This window comes from Candidatus Obscuribacterales bacterium (assembly GCA_036703605.1).
Taxonomy (GTDB): Bacteria; Cyanobacteriota; Cyanobacteriia; order RECH01; family RECH01; genus RECH01.
This window is the reverse complement of the sequence record DATNRH010000627.1, coordinates 1-16,500: the sequence shown is the minus strand read 5'-3', so window position 1 is coordinate 16,500 and position 16,500 is coordinate 1. Positions and strand designations below refer to the sequence as shown.

The 16,500-nt window shown below is 53.4% G+C and carries 17 protein-coding genes and 1 tRNA gene; 8 read left to right on the top strand and 10 right to left on the bottom strand.

Annotated features, from left to right (window positions below; all coding sequences use genetic code 11):
- Positions 1–108: 108 nt before the first annotated feature.
- Together V6D20_13310 and V6D20_13305 are read right to left on the bottom strand one after the other, a co-directional pair.
- Positions 109–1,611, bottom strand: coding sequence for a DUF3370 domain-containing protein (locus tag V6D20_13310; protein HEY9816758.1), 1,503 nt, complete (start codon positions 1,609–1,611; stop codon positions 109–111).
- On the bottom strand, positions 1,583–2,197 hold the full coding sequence (locus V6D20_13305; protein HEY9816757.1) for a hypothetical protein: 615 nt from the start codon (positions 2,195–2,197) through the stop codon (positions 1,583–1,585). The genes V6D20_13310 and V6D20_13305 overlap by 29 nt, the downstream gene beginning before the upstream one ends.
- Before the next feature lie 581 nt (positions 2,198–2,778).
- Here V6D20_13305 and V6D20_13300 point away from each other — a divergent pair.
- The 3 genes from V6D20_13300 (at position 2,779) to V6D20_13290 (ending at position 4,718) form a co-directional block, all read left to right on the top strand.
- A complete protein-coding gene (locus tag V6D20_13300) occupies positions 2,779–2,907 on the top strand; it encodes a hypothetical protein (protein HEY9816756.1) in 129 nt (42 codons plus the stop codon).
- Positions 2,908–3,090: 183 nt separating this feature from the next.
- Positions 3,091–4,290, top strand: a complete 1,200-nt coding sequence (locus tag V6D20_13295; GenBank protein ID HEY9816755.1) for a ParM/StbA family protein — start codon at positions 3,091–3,093, stop codon at positions 4,288–4,290.
- A gap of 5 nt (positions 4,291–4,295) precedes the next feature.
- Positions 4,296–4,718 carry a hypothetical protein gene (locus V6D20_13290; GenBank protein ID HEY9816754.1) on the top strand — a complete coding sequence of 141 codons (423 nt, stop codon included), beginning with the start codon at positions 4,296–4,298 and terminating at the stop codon, positions 4,716–4,718.
- On the opposite strand, the gene V6D20_13285 is transcribed toward V6D20_13290, so the two are convergent.
- Both V6D20_13285 and V6D20_13280 read right to left on the bottom strand, forming a co-directional pair.
- On the bottom strand, positions 4,715–5,611 hold the full coding sequence (locus V6D20_13285; GenBank protein HEY9816753.1) for a M23 family metallopeptidase: 897 nt from the start codon (positions 5,609–5,611) through the stop codon (positions 4,715–4,717). The two genes, V6D20_13290 and V6D20_13285, sit on opposite strands and share 4 nt — an antisense overlap.
- 4 nt (positions 5,612–5,615) lie before the next feature.
- On the bottom strand, positions 5,616–5,861 hold the full coding sequence (locus V6D20_13280) for a hypothetical protein (protein HEY9816752.1): 246 nt from the start codon (positions 5,859–5,861) through the stop codon (positions 5,616–5,618).
- A 56-nt stretch (positions 5,862–5,917) separates the two neighbouring features.
- Here V6D20_13280 and V6D20_13275 point away from each other — a divergent pair, with 56 nt between their 5' ends.
- Positions 5,918–7,153 carry an HhoA/HhoB/HtrA family serine endopeptidase gene (locus tag V6D20_13275; GenBank protein HEY9816751.1) on the top strand — a complete coding sequence of 412 codons (1,236 nt, stop codon included), beginning with the start codon at positions 5,918–5,920 and terminating at the stop codon, positions 7,151–7,153.
- 91 nt (positions 7,154–7,244) lie between these two features.
- Here the strand turns inward: V6D20_13275 and V6D20_13270 are convergent, their stop codons facing one another.
- The 3 genes from V6D20_13270 to V6D20_13260 form a co-directional block, all read right to left on the bottom strand.
- Positions 7,245–7,715 carry a DUF4079 domain-containing protein gene (locus tag V6D20_13270; GenBank protein HEY9816750.1) on the bottom strand — a complete coding sequence of 157 codons (471 nt, stop codon included), beginning with the start codon at positions 7,713–7,715 and terminating at the stop codon, positions 7,245–7,247.
- 211 nt (positions 7,716–7,926) lie between these two features.
- A complete protein-coding gene (locus V6D20_13265) occupies positions 7,927–9,417 on the bottom strand; it encodes a hemolysin family protein (GenBank protein ID HEY9816749.1) in 1,491 nt (496 codons plus the stop codon).
- Positions 9,418–9,591: 174 nt separating this feature from the next.
- Positions 9,592–10,128 (bottom strand): hypothetical protein, encoded by a 537-nt coding sequence (locus V6D20_13260; protein HEY9816748.1) that lies wholly within the window; start codon positions 10,126–10,128, stop codon positions 9,592–9,594.
- Between the two features lie 339 nt (positions 10,129–10,467).
- Between V6D20_13260 and V6D20_13255 the strand changes: the two genes are divergently transcribed.
- The 3 genes from V6D20_13255 to V6D20_13245 all read left to right on the top strand — a co-directional run bounded on the left by V6D20_13255 (position 10,468) and on the right by V6D20_13245 (position 12,470).
- Positions 10,468–10,540: transfer RNA gene (locus V6D20_13255), tRNA-Ile, on the top strand.
- 191 nt (positions 10,541–10,731) lie between these two features.
- Positions 10,732–11,370, top strand: coding sequence for an orotate phosphoribosyltransferase (gene pyrE / locus V6D20_13250; GenBank protein ID HEY9816747.1), 639 nt, complete (start codon positions 10,732–10,734; stop codon positions 11,368–11,370).
- Positions 11,371–11,669: 299 nt separating this feature from the next.
- Positions 11,670–12,470 (top strand): hypothetical protein, encoded by an 801-nt coding sequence (locus V6D20_13245; protein ID HEY9816746.1) that lies wholly within the window; start codon positions 11,670–11,672, stop codon positions 12,468–12,470.
- 14 nt (positions 12,471–12,484) lie between these two features.
- Here the strand turns inward: V6D20_13245 and V6D20_13240 are convergent, their stop codons facing one another.
- Genes V6D20_13240 through V6D20_13230 form a run of 3 tightly spaced genes read right to left on the bottom strand, consistent with a single transcriptional unit; the run spans position 12,485 to position 14,170 of the window.
- The gene (locus V6D20_13240; protein HEY9816745.1) at positions 12,485–13,294 is read right to left on the bottom strand and encodes an RMD1 family protein; all 810 of its coding nucleotides are present in this window, start codon (positions 13,292–13,294) and stop codon (positions 12,485–12,487) included.
- A gap of 35 nt (positions 13,295–13,329) precedes the next feature.
- Entirely contained in the window at positions 13,330–13,626 is a 297-nt protein-coding gene (gene gatC / locus V6D20_13235; protein ID HEY9816744.1) for an Asp-tRNA(Asn)/Glu-tRNA(Gln) amidotransferase subunit GatC, read from the bottom strand.
- 22 nt (positions 13,627–13,648) lie between these two features.
- Entirely contained in the window at positions 13,649–14,170 is a 522-nt protein-coding gene (locus tag V6D20_13230; protein HEY9816743.1) for a photosystem I assembly protein Ycf3, read from the bottom strand.
- 437 nt (positions 14,171–14,607) lie between these two features.
- On the opposite strand from V6D20_13230, the gene pap reads away from it, so the two are divergent.
- Positions 14,608–16,095: a polyphosphate:AMP phosphotransferase gene (pap, locus tag V6D20_13225; GenBank protein ID HEY9816742.1), complete on the top strand. Its 1,488-nt coding sequence runs from the start codon at positions 14,608–14,610 to the stop codon at positions 16,093–16,095.
- Positions 16,096–16,500 lie beyond the last annotated feature (405 nt).

The window sequence follows — 16,500 nt, the reverse complement described above, 5'->3', positions numbered from 1 at the left end:
AGGTTGGTCACTGGCTCATCTCTAAGATGTGTATAAGCGGTAGCCCGACTTGGGAGAGGGATTTAGGGTGAGGGTTACAAAAGTGGGATGCACTCAGCACTTCTAACGTCAATCCTCGCCAGCCAAGAGGGTTCGCAGGGTCAACACCTGAGGCGGGGTTGAATCTGGAGGATAGAGAAAACTCACCTCCACAGAGCGGCGATCGCCCGGGGGCAGCGTTAGCGTCACCAAGGGTTCACTTTGATCGCCCCGCTGCTGCACGAGATGGACAAAGCGCGATTGGGGACGCCCGTCGTCATCGATATAGCTAACCTGCACGGTGCCGCGAAAGAAAGTCTGAGTGGGCAAGGGTTCAAAAAAGCGCAGCCCATCTTGAGAAAGCACATCTTCTTTGATAGGCGTTTGCAAACTTAAGGTCACGGTTTGGGCCACCTGCGTTGGGTTATAGAGCGGCATAAACAAGTTGTACTGAATGCCATAGTTGCCGTGGGCTTGGTAGGCCGTATCGGGATAGCGCACCAGCATCGGCGCAGTCTGCACTTGCCCTGTACCCAAGCGTCCTGCCACCAAGGTACTCAGCCCATAGGACACCGCCTCGCCTGGCTCAGGAATGGTTAGGTTGACGCTCTCCGGCGTATCGGACACAAAAGCATCCCATTGGGAGCCCTGGGCCACCCCCGCCACTCGCCCGTAGATGATCTGCCCTAGAGCATCCAGCGGCGTAGGGGGGCGATCGCGTCCGCCGGCCAAGTCGCCGGTTTCCAACAGCGTCACCCAATCCTCCAGAGAAGGCGCTTGCTCCTGCAGCCTGGGCATCTCGGCATCTGGGTCACCGATCTGATCCCTATCGGCATCGGCATCTATTTCGGTATCTGGATTGCCCATCTGATCGGTGTCGGCATCCGCACCCATATCGGCATCCGCACCCATGTCGGCATCCGCATCCAGGTCAACGATGACCTCAGCATAGTGGGCCAGACTCGCTAGGTAGATGGGTTGATCACTCCTGAGCCGCATCAGGGTCGATCGCCCGTTCAGCGGTGGATCTAGTTCAGCCACGGGAATCGGTGCATTCAACAACAGGCGATACTGTCCCGGCGGAATCGTCACCTGTGCTGGAAACCGCTCCTCCTGCCGTCGATTGCGCAACACATCGGACATTACCCGACTACCCGGCCCCGCAAACACATCCCCCCGAGGATTGTCCTCTAGGGGCGGCAGGGGAAAGAAGGGAGCATCGGGCTGACTCAGATAGCTCGCTCCATGCAAAATGCTGATGGTGGCGTCATCATCGCCAGGGTTATAGGCTACAACGCCGATATACAGGCTGGTGAGATCCTCTGGATCGTCAGCCCGGTAGACATGGTGGGCAAAGATATCAAAGCGTCCCTGAAAGGCAAAGTCGAGATGGGCGCTGGGATCGGCCATGCCCATGGGGGGAAAGGTGGAGAGCAAAATACCCTCCATTTGCACGAGTTCTGGACTGTTGCTGTTGAACACCGGAACGGAGTCGAGTTGCCCCGGCAGCGATCGCACCGATTGGGGCACCACAATTTCCTGGGGCTCGGGGGGAGCCGGTAGGTCAGCTAGCGTGAGAGTCGAGAGCAACATCCACATAACGGCGATTGGGTGACAGGTCTAGACTCTGTAAATACCTTGATTCGTCAGGGAAGTCAACCAAGGGTTGGCTATGACAAACTCGGTGCAAAATCTTTTGAAAGTCGTTCAAGATAGCCCAACGGTTAACCTCTGTCAAAATTGGCACATGGATAAAAAGGCATGGCAGATCGAGATGCTGGTCTCGAACGTAGCGCAGCATGGCGTAATACAAATAATTGCAAACAAACCGACCGGCATCATGGCTGATCTGGGTCATGGTTAAACCATCCACCAGCCGATCTAAGTTAAACGGCGTATGTAGCGTCTCGCGGGGAGCGATCGCCCGCGACTCTAAATTCAAGGTCTGGCTGCGTTCACTCATGCCGCAGCAGAGCAACACATGGGGGCGTATCCGATTAACGCCAGCGATCGCCTGCAGCGGAGCCTGCTGAAAATTCACGGGCAAATGCCGCAGGGTTTGCAGCGTGGGCGATACCGTTCGAGAGCGCAACAGCTCTGCAATCAAGTCATCTGAAGAATTTGAAGTCTGATGAGGCATCCAAGTCTGGAAAGACGTCAACAAAAGGGTTTTACCCATCGGTGTACTCCTCTTGAAACCCAGGTTTGTCCAACCGAATTGATGAGTAGATGTAACGACGCAACCCCGTCTACGCTGCCCAGATGTCTGCTGGGACTCTTCCCCATCCATCTAGAACACACAGCCCAACCCGGATCACTCGATGATGATGGTTCTCATAATCCCAGGTTGAAGCATGACAGGCACAGGGTCAGAACCATGAACAGGTATCCCGTGACACCTCGCTCCATTGGGTAGATGCTAAGCATGAAGCCGTCGTCAAACGCGATCGCCTGTCTTGACTAGGGGACTCCAGAGATCCGTGGCACCCCTGCCCCAACAAACGATCAACACCCCAACGTCAACCTCTATCCTTTTGACTCTAACGCGTGCTCGAAGATGAAACCCATCGTCAATAATGATCATTCCCTTGATTTTCTCGATCATGTCAGGCTCTGTAGCCTAAGACACACAAGGATCAAACATTTTTTTCAATTGATCAAAAATCTTAGCGAAAAAATTACAATCCGAGATCTATTTTCAGCCTAGAAATGCTACTGTTGTGGCCGCTTCTCCAGTTACCCTCCATCTCCTCCTAGCCTATGGTCGGCATCAGTGGGTCACAACTAGCGTGGATTTTGCTCACGTCGATTGCCATCACCGTGGGCGTGTTTGTACTGTTGGTGGTGCGCGATCGCTTCGCACCGCCCTCTGACGACCAAGATTCCTAAGCGTTTCGTTTACTGGTATATTTGTACTAGCTACTGTACTAGCCATATAGATTGCGAGACCCGGCCTTCTGCTAGCAGAAGGTCCTGCTCAGTCACCTTCTGAATCAGCACGACCTGAGTCGGAAGCATGAGAAGGGCGATCGCTCTCCTGAATGCTCAGTAGATGCGTAATCCACTTGGCAGTTGGGCGATCGGCACCATGCCATCATGATGGTTAAATCGCTCTATGATGAGCGGTGTACGTTGACCTTTTATCGCGCTTCCCAGTCACCCATGGCGCACTATCAATGTTTTGTTGACCTCGGTAGCTCCAGCACCAAAGCAGTCATGAGCGACGGCATTGGCCTGCACGCCTTCAAATGTTCGCCCCTGGTTGCAGATATGCCACCTTCTGAACTCACGATCATTGAAGCGCAAGGAGAACAACTTGGCACAGGCTTAGAGTCTGTGAGCTACATCCAGCTCGCCCCTGACGATCCGGTCTATGCCCTAGGGGTTGATGCTCAAGGAAAACCTAATAAATCCACCAGCAATCTTCCTAAAAGCGCCCTAGCTCACTTGAAAGTGCTAGGAGTGATCGGTGAATTGGCCCATCGCTACGACCTAACTCGGGTTCCCCTCGATGTCGGCGTAGCGCTGCCGTTTAATGAATATTTAACCGACTATAAACCGCTCACCCATCGCCTGTTGGGTCAAAAGTCGTTCACCTATCGCGGCCGCGAGATTGACTTAGATCTAGAACAGGTGAAAGTCTTGCCAGAAGCGGCAGGCCTCGTCCAGTGGCGCAAGGTGGAAATGGCCCAGCATGGCGGGCTGAGCAATCAAACCTTTGCCGTACTCATGTTTGGGCATCGTGACTTGAGTTTTCTCTTTTTCCGGGAAGGGAAGCCGCCTCGGGGTGAGCCGAGTAGCACAGAACGTCTGGGCTTCCAGCAGGTTTTGGTCGCCATTTCCCAAGACATGCCCTGCAACTCCGATGATCCCTTCCTCTATGAAGCCTTGATCAAAGGTATGGGCAGTGTCACCTTTCCTTCGCGGCCAGGGCAAGTCTACCGATTGAGCGATCGCTTTGAGCAAGCCAAGGCCTACTATTGGGATCTGGTGAAGCATCGTCTCGATGAATGGTTTGCAGCGGTGGATGTGCCTCATTATGAGGTGCTGATCAGCGGCGGCGTAGCGGCTATCCTCCAAACCGATCTAGAGGAATATTTTGAGGATCGATCCGCCTTTTGCACCGTCAACTGGCTTGATCATCTCAAAGAAGAAGTGGCGGGCGCACTGAGTCTGCCCTCGGAGATTGAGCAGATCCGCTTTAGCGATTGCTATGGCGGCGCAAAGTGGATGGCTCTGAAATTTCAAAAACCAGCCAAGGCAGGAGGTTAGCGGTGGTGGCACGGAAACGAATTTCGATTCGGTTTGAAGCCGAGGCACACACGGTTGAAGGACGATTGCTGGACTACCTCAAAGAACATAAGCTGCTCAACTATCGAGACGCGATTGTTCGGGCGACCAAGGCCTACTACGTGCCATGGGTCTATGAGGAAGAACTCTCGGAGGAAGAGCTGCGATCGCTAGCCCAGGGAGCGATCGAGGAACTAGAGTTTCGCATCTTCCAAATTCGTAAACACTTTTTAGGCGAGGGCAGTGAGCCGTTGGACATGCGCACGCTGCCTAGTCCAGCAGAACGCAGTTCCGCTCGGCCAGACATCTCTCGGGAAACGCCTGCCGATCATGCACCGGTGAGACCCCTATCGTTGAAAGATGTGATTGACCATACCAACGTGGATCCCTCCGTGCTAGATGACTTCTAGCGACGCACCAAGGACGTTTGTGGAACATAGTCTGCCGGATTCTGTGCCACCCAACCTAGATCCGAGTTGGTGCGCACTTCAAAATGTAGGTGGGGAAAGGCAACAAGACCGGTTTCTCCCACTGTACCCACCTGTTGCCCTTGGCGTATTTCCTGTCCTACGGTGACCTGAAGGCTATCGAGGTGGGCATAGCGGGTTTGCAGGCCTTGGCTATGGTTAATCACCACCAAGTTGCCGTAGTTACCTTGCTCGGCAGCAAACGCCACGGTGCCATCTCCCACTGCCAACACCGACGTTCCAGAAGCAGCAGCCAAATCCACACCACTATGGAACACAACGTCTCCACTGGTGGGGTCAATTTGCCAGCCATAGCCCGCAGCCACCTCCACAGTCTCGGAGAGGGGGTAGCCGTTGATGGGTGAGTCCTCCATAGGGGCCGTGGCGGCAGAGCCTGGCGACCAGTTGACGCCAGGGATGAACGCCGTAGCGGCCGGCGATCGCACACAGCCATTCACCTCAAATAGCACGTCAGCCCGTACATTATATTGGCGAGACACATCTTGCCAGGTGGTGCCGCTGGGCACCGTCACCCGAATACCGTTGTAGGGCGGAATCTGTAAAGACATACCGCTAAAGAAATTGCCCTGCTGCAACGCTGGATTCAAACCCATCAGCGTCGATGGAATCAAGCCGTACTGAGCGGCGATCGCCTCTAGGGTTTCCCCCGGCTGTACCACATGGGTTTGAATTCTCGACAGGGCCGGCGGGCCACATAAAGCCTCAGGGTCACCGGCCGGGATGTCTTGAGCGATCGCTCGACTAGTACTTCCTATAGCCAGCGCTAGGAGAGCGGCGATGCTGCCTAAGTATTGATATCGTTTACGCCATCGCATTGTACTAACCCCGCGTACTATCCCGGTACTGCGTATCCCATTTCATCATATCGAATGCTTGAAGCAACGGTGGCTCTGGGCTATTCAAGCAAAACAGCTCATCAGGCTGCCCGGATAGGCATAGCCCAAATCCTAGGGCGATCGCTAGACCACCCAGCTTGGACAGCGCTAGAACAGTCCTACCCACCACCACCCGATCCATCCGGACAGGTGCAGATCCTTCGGCAATTACACCCCTAACCTTCCTCAAAAATTCGCTAGACTTGTGCTATAGAAATGCGGTGGGTACACCGATGGGCAATAATTATGGGCACATTGACTCGACAACTTGGGATTTATCTCATTCTCCTAGCCGCTGGGGGTGGCGCAGGCTGGGCCGGCAACCAATACCTCAATGCCAGTAGACTAGTAACCCTGAATCCAAGAGTATCAGAGACGTCAGAGACTGAGGTGATTACACCGCTTGCTGCCCGCCCTGAGCCTGCTGAACCGATCAGTCCCTCAATTGCTGCCGTTAACAACAATCCCAATTTCATTGCCGATGCCGTGGAAAAAGTTGGGCCGGCCGTTGTGCGCATCAATGCCTCTCGTCGCGTTACATCCGCCCTTCCTGATGGTCTTCCCAATCCTCTGCGCCGCTTCTTTGAAGACGACTCCCTCCCTTTGCCCGAAGAGCGTATCCAAGAAGGGACTGGCTCCGGATTTATCCTCAGCGCTGACGGACAACTGATTACCAATGCCCACGTCGTTGAAGGGGCCGATACCGTTGACGTCACGCTCAAGGATGGGCGAACCTTTCAAGGGGAAGTCCTCGGCACCGATCCAGTCACCGATATTGCTGTGATCAAAATTGATGCAGTTGATTTGCCCACCGTCACCCTAGGTGACTCAGAAACCCTGATTCCAGGACAATGGGCGATCGCCATTGGTAACCCTCTAGGACTAGACAACACGGTCACCGCCGGCATCATCAGCGCCACCGGACGATCCAGTTCCCAAATTGGCATTCCTGATAAGCGAGTACGATTCATTCAAACCGATGCTGCTATCAATCCAGGCAATTCCGGCGGCCCCTTGCTCAACGATCGCGGCGAAGTGATTGGCATCAACACGGCCATCCGCGCCAACGCTCAAGGTCTTGGGTTTGCAATTCCGATTGAAACGGCCCTCAGAGTTGCCCAACAGTTGGTAGAAACGGGTCGGGTTGAGCATCCCTTCTTGGGAATTCAGATGATCGATCTGGACGCCAACACCAAAACTCAGTTGTCTAATGATCCAAGCATCCAGATCGACGACGATCTAGAAGAAGGCGTAGTCATCATCAAGGTGATGCCAAACACACCCGCAGATAATGCCGGGTTGCGAACTGGAGATGTCATCCTCAGCATGAATGACGTATCTGTAACCACAGCCGCTGATGTGCAGGCCCAAGTCGAGAGCAGTGGCGTTGGTGAAGATATTGAGATTGGCATCAACCGCAATGGCGAGATGGAAACCATCTCAGTACGCACTGGCACCATGCCTGATCGCGGCATTAACTAGCCTCAGGTTATAAGCCCAAGCAATAAGGCGATCGCTCTAGTAGGAAGCGATCGCCTTAGGGTTCAGCCAAGAGCCCGACTCACTAGGTTGGCTAAAGTTTCTCGATGAGACGCTGCACAATTTGCATCCCGGTCAGCGCTTGCCAGCCAAAGAGCCCCACCAACCCAATGTTGAGCACAATATGGGTATAGCGAGCCCAGCCTTGCCCCTTTTGCATAAAGGGCGACAGGGCAGCCGATGTAGCAATCAGCCCCGTCATGCCTAAGCCAGCCAGCAGGTGAGGGCCGACAAACAACTTACCGTTGTTGATATAGGTTACTCCCATGCCGCCAATAGTGCCCAATACCATCAAAGCTAAAAGCACTGCCCCAATTTGATGGTGCTTGACATTAAACTTGCCTTTGATCAACTCTTTCTTCGCGTCTCCCTCCGCCGCCCGGGTACGACGAATCTGCACCCCAAGGTACAGCGCATAGATCGTGAGACCAAACAGCACCCACATCAAAACCGGGTGAAAAAACTGGCTCCACACTTTAATCGATTCTGGAATTTCAAAACTCATACAGCCTACCCCTCGATTAGAATACCGTCATAAAACTTATCATACACAGTTCCCCTAGGCGCGATCGCAATCGCCCCACCGCCTAGGTCATGCTGTGGTCAGTCGGGTTAAGACTTGTCCTAGATAAACGTTCCAACGTTGGAGCCGCTCCAGGGTTTCTGGATGTTTTGCCAGGAACTACAGCCATAGCAAGGTCGGAGCCTTCCAAACCCTAGAGCGGCGAAGAATCTTCGTCAAGTCCCGAATCGAGTCCCGAAAAATGGGTATCGTCACGAGACGGGCGATCGCTCTCTTGAGGGGGATGATCCTCAATCAATTCATCAGGAACGCTCAGATCTAGGCGACGAATTTGCACATGGTGGAGGCGCGGGCCCTCGGCGGAGCAAATTGTGAACTCCAGCTTGCCATAGATAAAGGTTTCTCCTTGGGGCGGAATTTTCTGCAGATGGTAGATGATGAAGCCCCCCAAGGTTTGATACTCTTCCGTAAAAGGCAGGTCAAAGTTCAAGAGATCATTGACCTCCTCCAAATCCATTTGAGCCTGCACCACCACGGTGCGATCGTCCACAATCTGCATCTCCGGGTCTTCAGAACTTTCGCGCTCCGGTGGATCTCCAATAATCTCGTTAATCACATCTTGGAGCGTGAGCAGGCCAGCCGTCCCGCCAAATTCATCCACCACCATCACCATGGCCTGCCCCGATCGCTGCATCAAGTGTAGTAGCTCATTTAGGGGTGTATATTCTGGTACAAATCGCGCAGGACGAATCCAATCTTGAATAGGGCTATCTAGGGTCAGACTCCCCTGGGCCAAGGGTTCTGCCAATTCCTTAAAGTAAATTACGCCACAGACATCGTCCAACGACTCCCCTGTCACAGGGTAGCGGGAATGCCCCGACTCAGCTACTTCCCCCAGCAAAGTACGGAAGGTGGCATCCTTAGGAAGTTCAACAATACTCGTGCGCGGCACCATTACTTCCCCCGCCGTCACTTCACCAAATTCAAACACGTTGCTGAGTAACTGCCGTTCTTCTGCCTCCAGCCCCGGCGATTCTGCCGAGGTGTTGATGATCAAATGGAGTTCCTCAGGGGTCAAACGGTTCGACCAAACCTGTCCTGTATATTGAATCCCCACCAGCCGCAGCAGCCAGCGCGTGGATTGATTGAGAATCCAAATAAACGGATTAAAAATACGGGCGATCGCTAAACTGGGTGTCCCTAAAAATCGCGAGATCTGCTCCGCGTACAGCATGGCTACGGCTTTAGGACAGAGTTCTCCTAGAACAATTTGCAGGTAGGCAATTAGCAGGAAAGCTAGGGGAACCGCAATGGAATGGGACAAAAAATAGCTGATGGGGCTGGGCAAGGGCGAGACTGCCATAGAGCGCACTAGCAAGGTCGCCATGGTACTTTCCCCAATCCAGCCTAGGGCTAAACTCGATAGGGTAATACCCAGTTGGGTCGTGGATAAAAGTCGCTCAATGCTACGCTGCAAATCTTGAACAGTTTTCGCCTGCACATCACCCGCAGACACCAGTTGATTAATCCGCGATCGCCGCACGGAAACAATAGAAAACTCTGCTGCGACAAAAAAGCCGTTGATAGAGATCAACAGCAGGACGAGCAATAACCGCATACCTGCATCCGTGGCCGTCAAGGGCGCAGGAGATACAGCGGTCATGACACAAAAAGGTTGAGGCATGATGAACACAGAGGAGGCAGGAAGCGTGTTATACCAAGTCACCAAACAAGAGCAACACCATAAGTTAGACGTTGAGGCATAAAGACCCACGTCCTAGCTGAACTCTACAGCAGGACGCTCTATCATGGCTATCCAATTGTGAAGCATCCGTCTGGGGATGCTCAGACGACATGTTCAAAAGCCTTCACCCGGTGGCTCAAGCCCTTCGCCCTCATTGGAAAAGGATGGTTCTTCTACCACCTCGGGTTCATCCACCCAGCTATTCTCCGCTGGAAATGGCTCAGATAGGTCATTCACAGGCGTCACAGCCTGGCCATCCACAGACTCATCTAGAGGAGGCTCTGCCGTGAGCTGATTATCGTCAGAGCGTTCCTCCGCCCTAATCACTGGCTCACTAGATGACTCATTAGGTGGCTCACTGGCCAGAGGCTCGGACACCGGCGACGTTACTGCGGCGGTGGGCGTGTTGCCAGCCATGCGGTTTTTTGCGTTATTGATCAACTCTTCTTCATCAAGAATAGCCAGACCGCTCTGGGGAGCACTTTCACCATCACTAGTACCCACTTGCCCCGGACGAGTTTCGGGTTGGGTAACACCGCGCAGCGCCTCCCGCCCTAGGGCATAGCCCCAGGAGCCGCTGACGACCCCGGCACCAATCATCATGGAGAGCAAAATGAGGGTTAATCCGAGCGTGGGGTTAATTCTAATCATGGGGGACGTTTAGGACAATAGGGATGGGACGTGGCAAAACGCACAGCCAGCCCGGTCAGCGTAGGAAAACCTCATACCAATTTAATATGAAGCAACATTGGGTGGAGAATGTGTTAGCGAAGCGTAACGCACCACAAACCCTCAGCCATGATGCGCTATGCTATCGCCAACGCATCTAACATTATGTGTATTTTCAAATAAATTGGGTATCAGCAGCTTAGGGTGCTAGGCCTACGAGCATAGCAACTACTGGTCGAAGATGCTACGCACTATCTGATGAAAATCCAGATCAACACCCACTGCACGCACGGGTTAAAATAAAGACGATATTGGTCTATCCCAGGGTTGGCCGAGCGGATTAGGCAGCGAACTCATAATTCGCTTTAGGCGGGTTCAACTCCTGCACCCTGGATTCAACGTTCATCACGAGGCATTCCCGATTAGGATTTAAGGAATGCGATCGCTGCTATCCCCGCCCATGAATCTGCTACAGATTGGTGGTGCAGGTTGGTGCTGCAGGCCGATAACTCGCGGCTACTCCACGGATTGATCCGGAGAGCGATCGCCCGTGGCAACCCATTTTGTTCCCTTTTCTTTTCTCCGATGCCAGATATTCAGTTTCAAACCGAGCCTACTCTATCCCTGACCACGGCTCCCATCGCCGATCTGCGGGCCTATTTGCTGACCCTGATTTGCCAGGTGGCCTATCGCGAAGGCGACTTTTTGCTCACCTCCGGCCAACATACGGATTACTACATCAATGGTAAACAGGTCACCCTCCATCCCCAAGGGGCGATCGCCGTGGGTCGGGTGCTCTTGTCCTCGATTCCAGACCAAGCGATCGCCGTCGCGGGTCTGACCCTAGGAGCCGACCCCATGGTGACTGCTGTTAGTGTGGTTGCAGGCTATGAGGGGCGATCGCTGGCTGCGCTGATCGTGCGCAAAGAAGCCAAGGGCCACGGCACCCAGGCCTATATTGAAGGGTTGCCCCTGCCGGCGGGCAGTCCGGTTGTCGTCCTAGAAGATGTGGTGACCACAGGGCAATCGGCCCTAAAAGCCGTAGACCGTCTACGCAGCCATGGCTATCAGGTGGATCGAGTCCTGGCCTTTGTCGATCGTAAGCAGGGCGGCCGCGAGCTTTACGAACAGCACCAGCTTCACTTCGAAGCCATATTTACCGTGGATGATCTGCGCCAAGAGTGGGCTAAGCTCCATGGAGCCTCTTCCTCGCCAACCTCATAAGCAGCCCCCTTGAGGTGGAACATTCCACCTCAAGATTGTTGAATCTGGCTAAGATTAAAATACCCCTGCGCAAGATACGACGCGTCTGACAGCGACAGGAATCCATAGTCTGGGCTTCTGTTCATCTAGAGTTAAATCTAGACCATCAAGACCAAAGACTCTAGTGGTGGTCTAAGGGGCAAAAGGGAGCGATCGTAGTACCGGATTCACGCTCACGTAATTGCCATCGTGTTAAATTCCGTCCTTTCACGGTGACAGATGTGTGCCATTGTTGAGTATTCTCAAGACTTGATTGATGGATGACCGTGGCTATGTACCTGTCAGACGATGGCAAGTTAACACCTGAAATCCTACAAATTGGCAGCATTTTCGGCAAACTGCCGCCGGAGGCGAAGGATTGGTTTGAAAGCTTGCCGTGGCATCAGCGGCGCTATGTTTTGCTGCTCTGCCATCTGATGCGGGTCTCTTCGCCCGACGTGCAAGCCGAATTTTTAGACGAATATACCGCCGATGGGCTGGTGTCTCGTAAGTTGGACGATCGCGATACCCAACATCGCGTCACCCAATACCTCAGGGACTTTCATATCGACACAGAATTAGATGAAGCCCTACTGCGCAGCTACATTCGTCAGTTCTACATTCACTCCGCCCAAGACACGCGCCGCCAGCCAGATATGTATCTAGAATCGGCCCTCAAGCTGGTGCTCAGCGCAGAAGAGCGCAACAACGTCTTCAACTACATTTTGGGATTTGAGCTGCTGAAAATGATGTTCTGCATGAGCTGGCTAGAGCACGAACGCCTCTACCGCCTGCAGCGCAACCAAGAGGAGTTTATTACTCTCTACATCAAACCGATTCAACATGCTCACCGAGTGAATAGCATCGTGGTGCCTCGTGATGAAGGTATTTTCTTCGCCCGCCGCAGCTACTTTGTGCAAAAACCAGAGCTATCCGACAAGAAACTGATCGAGTTGGTGATTGCAACCTTTACCACCGACACGGTGACGAACTTTGGATTTTCGATCATCCGTCATATCAACTCGCTGCATTTTGACTATGACTTCATCTTCCGTCCTGAAACGGAGCCGATCTTCCAATAGCTCAACGCTATGGATTAGGGCATGGCAGGAAGGCCAAACAGTTCATACAGCGACAGCAAAATCTCCACCACGATCAAAATGACGATATACCACTCCACCCGATGGCTGGTATTGTACTGCAGCAGATCGAGGGCCGTTTCGGCGGTGCGGGAAATCAGATCTAGCTTACGTTCTAGGGCTTGGTTGCGCTCCCGAATCTCGTACTCATCTTCTAGGCGCAGGTAAATGCGTTCCAGCTCGGGGGCATCCCATAGCAGTTCAGGCTTGTCAATAATCTCCACCCGCCCCACAATCCGATTTTGAATCGATAGAGTTCGCCCAATTTGCCGCAGCAGTTCCTTGCCCATGCTGGCATTTTTGGTGGTGAGCTGTAGGCTATTGGCAAAGGGTTCAATCTGATCAAAAATCTTGGCGGTGCCGTCTTCGTAATGCTCCAGCACCACACTTTTTGCCAGAACATCAGCGACAAGCTGCAGTTGCTCGACGCTAAAGCTGGAAAGCCAGATGACATCATTCTCAACTCGTCCTACACCGGTCGTATCAAGGCGCAACTTGACCTCTTCCGTGGCCGGATTGGGCAAGGGTTTGACCACCAAGGTATCCAGTTGCTGGAGAAAGGTCACCTGCTCTAGGGGGTCGAGCCCAAACAGCACCGCTGCTCCATACCGAAACAGGACAGCACAGCCGTTATCCCCCGCCGACACGACAAGGGGATCGATGGCCAGGGGATCGGTTTTTTCGAGGAGTTTCAGATCTAGGCTTTCGCCCAAAAACAAGGCCCGGACAGACACCAGGTCTTCATCACTAAACAGAAGCTTTTCCATAGGGATAGGCAGGGGGCTCTCGGCTAGGGCGATCGCTATTCGTCCGCCATGATCTGGGGAACTTTGAAGAAATCATCATCGCGATCGGGGGCGCAGTTGAGAATAGCTGAGCGATCGGTACAGGTCTGCAGTTGATCCAGACGGGTGACGTTGCTCACCTCAATTGCCCGAGTGGTTGGCTCAACATCCTGGGTATCCAGTTCACTCAACTGTTCTACATAGTCCAGGATATTGCTGAGCTGGGTGGTCAGGGCTGCTTCCTCGTTGGGCAGTAGCTCCAGGCGAGCTAGGTGCGCCACTTTGCGTACTTCGTCTTGGGTAATGTTAGACATGACAGGGAACGTTTTGGCAGCCTTAAAAGTAAACGTCAATTTTGGCGCGGCCCGTGGTTTTCAGCCAGTTTTGCGCTTCGATGTAGTTATTAGGCGCTAGGCGAATGGCCCGCTGCCAGAATTCTGCCGCTTGTTCATACCATTGCTCGGCATCGTCTTTGCGGCCAGCTAGCTCGGCCTGTTCACCCAGGTAGTGATAAATCACGGCAATGTTGTTGAGCGCCTGGGTCATGCGGGGATTACAGTCCAGGGCTTCGGTGTAGCGATCGAGGGCGCGATCATGTTCACCATTGCTGGCGTGAATCAGCCCCATGTTATACAGCACAAAACTGCGATCGAAGGGATCCTGCTCTAGGCGCAGGGCTTCTTCATAGTTGGACATGGCTTCGGCATATTCCCCATCCCCTTGGGCAGACATACCGTCTCGATAGTAGGCAAAAGCTTCTTTAGACCGTTGGTTGGTCGGCAGCATTTTCAGAATCATGTCTGCCATAACCGTAAAGGTCTGGTCAATAAAGTTATCGTTGCGTTGTGTTCTGGGCATAGGTGTCTCAAGTGAGCGACTTGAATGGGGCAAGGGGACGCCGATTGTCACCGTCTTCTTGACGGGACAACCAGGAGGCGATCGCCCCTTGGACGACAGACTGGGGGCACGGAACGTAGCCTGTGGGGCTACAGGTGCTTGCTATCGCTTGATTTTAACAGATCCCCTTGCCGGGGGCTGTCCCAGATTGATCCCAGATGACGATCTGGATCTCATGGCTGGCTCTCATGGATATTTCACGGACTGGGAGGGCGATCGCTCTCTACCTTCTATCTTTCCGTCTCACTCCTTCTATCCTTTATGTCCCACCCCTACGACCTGCCCAACGCTATCCCTTACTGGAGAAGCCAGCATGAATTGGCATGACAAGACACCACGATCATAATAAAGACAATGCCATACTGAACACCTGTCCCTTCTCCCCCTCAGTTGTGCCCATGCTGGATACCCTTGACCTTTCGGTCTCCCTTGACAAAGATACCTACCGCAGCCAAATGCAGGCGTTGATGATCCAACTGCGATCGCTGCAAAATGCTTGCTGGGAGAAAGGTCTCACCGTGGTGCTGGTCTTAGAAGGGTGGGCAGCCGCAGGCAAGGGCAATCTGGTTAAAAAACTAGCAAACTGCATGGATCCTCGGGGCTTTGAGGTCTACCCCATCCTCGAACCCTCCGATCTTGAGAAACAGTACCCATTTCTGTGGCGGTTTTGGCAAAAGCTTCCCCCAACGGGCAATATCGGCGTGTTTTACCACAGTTGGTATACCCATGTGCTGGAAGACCGGCTGTTTGAACGGGTGGAGGGTGATCAGGTGCTCAGCCACATGCGGCAAATTAATGCTTTCGAGCGCCAGCTTACCGATGACGGGGTGGCGATCGCTAAATTTTGGGTTCACCTCAGCAAGCCGGAGCTGAAGTCTCGCCTGAAAAAATATGCCAAAGATCCCCTGGATGCTTGGCGGGTGCGCCCAGAAGACTGGAAGCAGCAAAAAAAATATCACGAGTACACGGCCCTAGCTGAAGACATGTTCATCCACACCAGCACCGGCCCAGCCCCTTGGACTTTAGTGGAAGGCGACTGTCAGCGCTGGGCTAGGGTTAAGGTGCTCAGCCACGTGGCCGCTCTGATGACCGAAATGCTCGATCGCCGCCAAGTTGCTCCGCCGCCCATCCAGCTTCCGCCCCAGTCGCATCTCGACCCGACGGAACCCAATGTCTTAGCCCGCGTCGATCTCAGCCGCAGTCTGTCTGACGACGAGTACAAACATCAGCTCAAGACCGAACAAATTCGGTTGCGCAAGCTGCAGCTCAAAATCCATAAACATCAAATCCCCGTGCTGGCGATTTTTGAAGGCTGGGATGCGGCGGGCAAAGGTGGAGCCATCAAACGCTTGACCGACACCCTCGATCCCCGTAGCTATAGCGTTCAGCCCTTCGCCGCCCCCACCGACGAGGAAAAAGCCCGGCAATATCTCTGGCGCTTTTGGCGAAAACTGCCCATCGCAGGCACCATTGGCATTTTTGACCGCAGCTGGTATGGACGGGTTTTGGTGGAACGGGTGGAGGGTTTTGCCACCGATGCAGAATGGCGGCGGGCCTATAAGGAAATCAATGAATTTGAATCCCAATTGGTGATCGCGGGCTATGTCTTGCTGAAGTTTTGGCTTCACATCAGTCCCGAAGAACAGCTCCAACGCTTTCAAGACCGTGAAAAGGATCCGTTTAAGCAGCACAAACTCACCGACGAAGACTGGCGCAATCGCGATCGCTGGCCCCTCTACGAAGTAGCCGTTAATCAAGCACTACAGCGCACCCATACGCCCATGGCACCCTGGCACAGCATCGCCGCCAATGATAAATACTACGCCCGCGTTACCATTCTTCAGACCTTCTCCGATGCCGTTGAACAAGCCTTAGACAGCATCTAAGATAAGCGATCCCAGGCTGCGCAGCCTGGCTCATCAAGGGGGCGTGGGCTGATTTTGTAGCGTTGCACACTGCTCAATCCCGGAACTTGCTGGAGACTTTAACAACTTGTACGTTTTTGTAAAGCGATCGCAAACTTTGAACTAAAATCGTGACAATTCGTCATCAAGATAGTTATAGTTGCGAACATGTCCATGATCTAGAACATAGGTACTCAAGTCCTAGCCTAGGTCAGACCGTTTAAAGTGTGAGGATAATACGTATGAGCGTTGTCGTCTCTACTGTCCAGCCTATGGTCATCCAGCCCCCCGACGTTCTCGATGTTTCCACTGCTCCCGTGTTTCAAGCTGACCTGATGGCAGCGATCGCGGCATCATCGGCAGACATTTGGATCGATATGGCTGAGG